4 protein-coding genes are annotated in these 4433 nt (G+C 39.9%); all 4 read left to right on the top strand.

What is annotated here, in order from left to right:
• Nucleotides 1-193: 193 nt before the first annotated feature.
• The 4 genes from QZL69_RS00535 (at nucleotide 194) to QZL69_RS00520 (ending at nucleotide 4375) form a co-directional block, all read left to right on the top strand.
• Nucleotides 194-1990: an IS1096 element passenger TnpR family protein gene (locus QZL69_RS00535; protein ID WP_022213283.1), complete on the top strand. Its 1797-nt coding sequence runs from the start codon at nucleotides 194-196 to the stop codon at nucleotides 1988-1990.
• A gap of 20 nt (nucleotides 1991-2010) precedes the next feature.
• Complete coding sequence (locus QZL69_RS00530; protein WP_022213282.1) at nucleotides 2011-2742, top strand: histidine phosphatase family protein; 732 nt, start codon at nucleotides 2011-2013, stop codon at nucleotides 2740-2742.
• A 167-nt stretch (nucleotides 2743-2909) separates the two neighbouring features.
• Nucleotides 2910-3728, top strand: coding sequence for a DUF5050 domain-containing protein (locus QZL69_RS00525; protein WP_022213281.1), 819 nt, complete (start codon nucleotides 2910-2912; stop codon nucleotides 3726-3728).
• Nucleotides 3729-3736: 8 nt separating this feature from the next.
• Nucleotides 3737-4375 (top strand): outer membrane protein assembly factor BamB family protein, encoded by a 639-nt coding sequence (locus QZL69_RS00520; protein WP_173905673.1) that lies wholly within the window; start codon nucleotides 3737-3739, stop codon nucleotides 4373-4375.
• Nucleotides 4376-4433: the final 58 nt, after the last annotated feature.

Genomic DNA, 4433 nt, shown 5'->3' with positions numbered 1-4433 from the left:
GTTCAGAAATGTCAACATGTATGTGGTTTTGAAGATACGATAGAAAAAAGCCAATGCTAGAGCAGATGAGAAATCTGTTGTATCATTGGTTTTTTTATTTCTTAAATATAGAATGGCGGACTGTATCTTTGAACTGCTTCAGTGTATACTGAGATAAAAACTAATAATAAATTTATACGTAAAGGATGAACATATGGAATTTTATAAGGTAAAAATAACCAGAAAAGGAACAAAACCACCTATTTGGAGACGCTGCCTTGTTCCTGCAGATATCACATTTGCACAGATGGCAGTTGTACTTGAAGAGATTCTGGAATATGAAACTTCATCTTTATATGAATTTGAATTTTTCCAGAAAAAAGTACGCATCCGGGAATGGACAGAAGACGGGGAAAGCGCAACCTGGCAGTATGATTTTCAAAATGCAGCAGATACTTTCGTAAATGATCTGATGAATACAGAAAAATGGTTTACTTTCAGAATCCATGCAGAAGAAAAACTGCCGGAATATCGTGTAGATATTGAAAACAGAGTTAAGAAAGCGGTATTAGATGAGGGAGACAAAGAAGTATGTTTTCCTGTAATCATGAAAGAAGTAAGCAGAGAAGATGAAGAAATATGGACAGATGCATTAGAAAGAAATGCTTATCTTGAAGAGACTTTCAAACTGCAGGACGGAGAATCTGATTATCGCAGCTTCGAAGAAATTAAGGCAGATACAGAAAGCAATAAAATCCTCATAACCAGCACAAAGCCAGTAAGTCGGGAACTTCATAATAAACAATCCACTGATTCAATCATGAGAGAATTTACGGATAACTATCTGAATCCATTTATCGAACAAAAAATGGCAGAGCTTGAGCTGGAAGAAGAAGGAACCAGAAATCCAGATGTCAAAGAATATCTTCTTTCCTACAAAAAAGAAGATCTCGAAGAAAAAGCCAAAGAATTCAACATCACCTGCAGTGGCAGCACCAAAGAAGAACTTGCAGAGGAGATTGCGAAATATGTTCTGAGTCCGGAAGGAATGCGAGAGATTTTTCTTCAGGCAGATGAATGGGAAGCAGATGCATTTGAGGCAGTCCTGGACAAGAAATGTTTTCTTGCAGAAGAAACAGACTGGATCAAACTTGGCTGGCTCAGCGATGCAGGATATGTGGTTTCCTACAGCGACCATCATGCCGAAGTTCCGAAAGCAGTTATTTCCTTATATAAAGAGATCAACACTCCGGAATTCCGCAAATTATGCAGACAGGTAAGCTGGATGCGTTCCTGCCAGACTATGCTCGGATTTATTTATGCGATCGCGCCATTAAAGATCGTATACCGCATGTATCGCAGAAGACCAGATTACAAGGTAAGTTATGACGAATTCCTTGAAATCTTGAAACAGGTTCCGGAAAACGACAATATGTGCATCGTCCGCGATGACAAAATGATCCTCAAAACAGTACTTCGCGAAAACCTTTATGAACGGATCGAAGAGTATCAGGGAGACAGAGAATTCTATATGCCGTCACCGGAAGAAGTGCTGGACTATGCAAAACACGGCTACCCATCCCAGGATCCGGCATATAAAAAACTTGAAAACTTCCTGAGAGAAGAACTTCATCAGAATACAGCTCAGATCACAGAGCTGATGTACATTGTGTTCAAAGAGTTTTCTATGGATGGAATGCTTTCTGATATCACAGAAGAGTTTAAGAACAGAAATGTTGTGTTTGAATCAGATAAACAGATGGAAACTTTTGCTTCTATCATGACAAATGTAAATAATAACACAAGAATGCTGGATTTCCGTGGATATACACCGAATGAGATCGCACGTATGTCCGTATCGGAAAGAACGATTCCGTCAATCGTTCCGATGGGAAGCATAGCAAATAAGACTTTTGTTCCGTCAAATATGGCAACAAAGAAAATCTATCCAAACGATCCATGCCCATGCGGAAGCGGTAAGAAATACAAGAAATGCTGTGGCAGAAAGTAAGAAAGGACAGGCTTTAAAATATGAAGTTATTGATCGTGCGTCACGGTGATCCGGATTACACCATAGATTCCCTGACAGAAAAAGGCTGGAAAGAAGTTGAATTTCTTTCTGAGAAACTTTCAAAACTTGATATCAAAGATTTTTATGTGTCACCGCTCGGCAGAGCCAAAGACACCGCATCTCTTACTCTCAAAAAAATGAACCGAACAGCGACAGAATGTGACTGGCTCAGAGAGTTTGATGTTCTGATCGACCGTCCGGATGTAACGGACCGCAAGATCATTCTCTGGGATTGGCTTCCACAGGACTGGAGCATGGACGAGCGTTTTTATCAGTATGATCACTGGTTTGAAAATGAACGCCTCCAGGCAGCAGATACAAAAAAACATTACGACTATGTCACAGGAGAATTTGATAAGCTTCTCGCAGAACATGGTTATGTCAGAGAAGGACACTACTACAGAGTCGAAAAAGCAAACAACGATACCATCGTTTTCTTCTGCCATTTCGGCCTGGAATGTGTGCTTCTGAGCCATCTGATGAGCGTATCCCCAATGGTCCTCTGGCACGGAGCCGCCGCTGCGCCAAGTTCCGTAACGACCGTAACAACAGAAGAAAGACGCAAAGGAATCGCAAGTTTCAGAATGAATTCCTTCGGCGACATTTCCCACCTTTATGCAAACAACGAACCGCCTGCCTTTGCAGCGAGATTCTGCGAATGCTATGATAATAAAGACGAAAGACATGATTAAATTGAGAGAGGACGAGATTCAAAAGAATCTTGTCCTTTCTTGCGTATAGGACAGGTGTATGGTATATTAAAACTATAAATTAACAGATCAGATATATTATTTTCAATATATAAAGAAGGCAACAGCGATGTTGGCTGAAAATATATAAAAAATGAAGGAGGAAAAAAATGGAAAGGGGAACCAAAATTTTTAAAAGAATGTTGGGTGTTGTCCTGGCGATTGTGATGTGTATGACATTGACAACAGTACAGACACCAACGGAGGTGCAGGCAGCGTCAGGATTGAGTTCTTATAAGAGGGTAAGTTTTTATAAGTCTCAGAAAATTGGAAATACGGTGTATTCCATGAAATATAATGACAGATATAACAGATACACGATTTATATGAGAAGAAATGGAAAAACACAGGCACTTGTCAGAGACTGCTCGGGTGGAAGCTTTGTTACAAATGGAAAGGTTATTTACTATACAAGTGGAAACTTTTATTCTTATGGTTCATTTGGAGGAAATTACAAAAATATTCGAATCAAACAGTATTCGATCAGTTCCAGAAAGTCCAGAACACTGCTTTATAAATCAGGACCTGCGAGATCTCTGGCACCGGTTGCCTGTGATGGAACTTATCTTTATTTTGGTCTTTGCACACAGTATGGTGGTGCATATTATAATTTAAGCATTATGAATGTGAGGACCAGAAGAGTTGCTTATACCAATTATGGCGTGAGTGATATTCGCCGTCTGAGTAATGGAAAACTCCTTGTTTCAGCGACAGAATTTCCACATGGAGGAAGTCTTGCAATCATGAACCGCAATGGCAGCGGCAGAAAACTGATTACCAGAGAAAATGTCACGCAGGTAAGCGTAAAGGGCAAATACATTTACTACACAGAATCGAAATATTCCTGGGAAAGCAGGAAATGCAGATGCGATTTAAATGGAAATAACAAAAAAGCATTGACGAAATGGAGTGGCGGACTCGCCAGGTAACTTTGAGAATGTTTGGGATAATCCCGGAAAGGAAGATATCTAGGAAAAAGAAGACCAGAAAAATCCTGTTACCGGTCATATTGTTTTTGATATTAATGGCGATGATGCCTGTTCAGGCTCAGGCTGCAAATCGGACAGCAACTACAGTCAGAATGAAAACTTATTACAAAAGCGGTAAGAAGTTTATGACTGTACGGGGGCTGGACAGCAGGAGCAGATTAGTCTGGAAATATACGACAAAGAGTTATCCTGCTACAGAACTTAAGCAGATAACCTGCCTTGTTCGCGCAGACAAAGTTTATGTTTTTGAGAGTTCCAAAGTAATTGCATTTCGGAAAAAAGACGGCAGACGTTTATGGAGCACATCCAAAATCAGCCCGGCAGGGCATATTTTCGGTTTTGACAGGTACGATAATCTTTATGTAACCGGCTACTATGACAAGTATGTTTACAAAATATCGACTAAAGGAAAGATTATTTGGAAAACAAACACATTCAGAACCGGAAATTACTGGCCATACAAAGTAACTGCTTCCGGAAACTATGTTACTATTTTGTACGATATGAACTCAAGGAATTATTCATCCCGGAAGGTTCATAAAATTATTTTTAATATGAGGAACGGCAGAATCGTAAGATATTCGTAGTCCGGACATGTAAATGCCAACCTGCCAGTGGTGTGAAAAACACCGCTGGCAGGTTTTT

This window comes from Blautia sp. CAG:237, from assembly GCF_000436615.1.
In the GTDB taxonomy this organism is placed as follows: domain Bacteria; phylum Bacillota; class Clostridia; order Lachnospirales; family Lachnospiraceae; genus Blautia_A; species Blautia_A intestinihominis.
Note: the sequence above shows the minus strand (reverse complement) of the source record. Positions and strands in the feature narration are given on the sequence as shown.

Excerpts from the sequence above, each read along its gene's own strand:
- QZL69_RS00530 (WP_022213282.1), top strand. The coding sequence starts at position 2,011 with ATGAAGTTATTGATCGTGCGTCACGGTGATCCGGATTACACCATAGAT.
- QZL69_RS00535 (WP_022213283.1), top strand. The coding sequence starts at position 194 with ATGGAATTTTATAAGGTAAAAATAACCAGAAAAGGAACAAAACCACCT.
- QZL69_RS00525 (WP_022213281.1), top strand. The coding sequence starts at position 2,910 with ATGGAAAGGGGAACCAAAATTTTTAAAAGAATGTTGGGTGTTGTCCTG.
- QZL69_RS00520 (WP_173905673.1), top strand. The coding sequence starts at position 3,737 with ATGTTTGGGATAATCCCGGAAAGGAAGATATCTAGGAAAAAGAAGACC.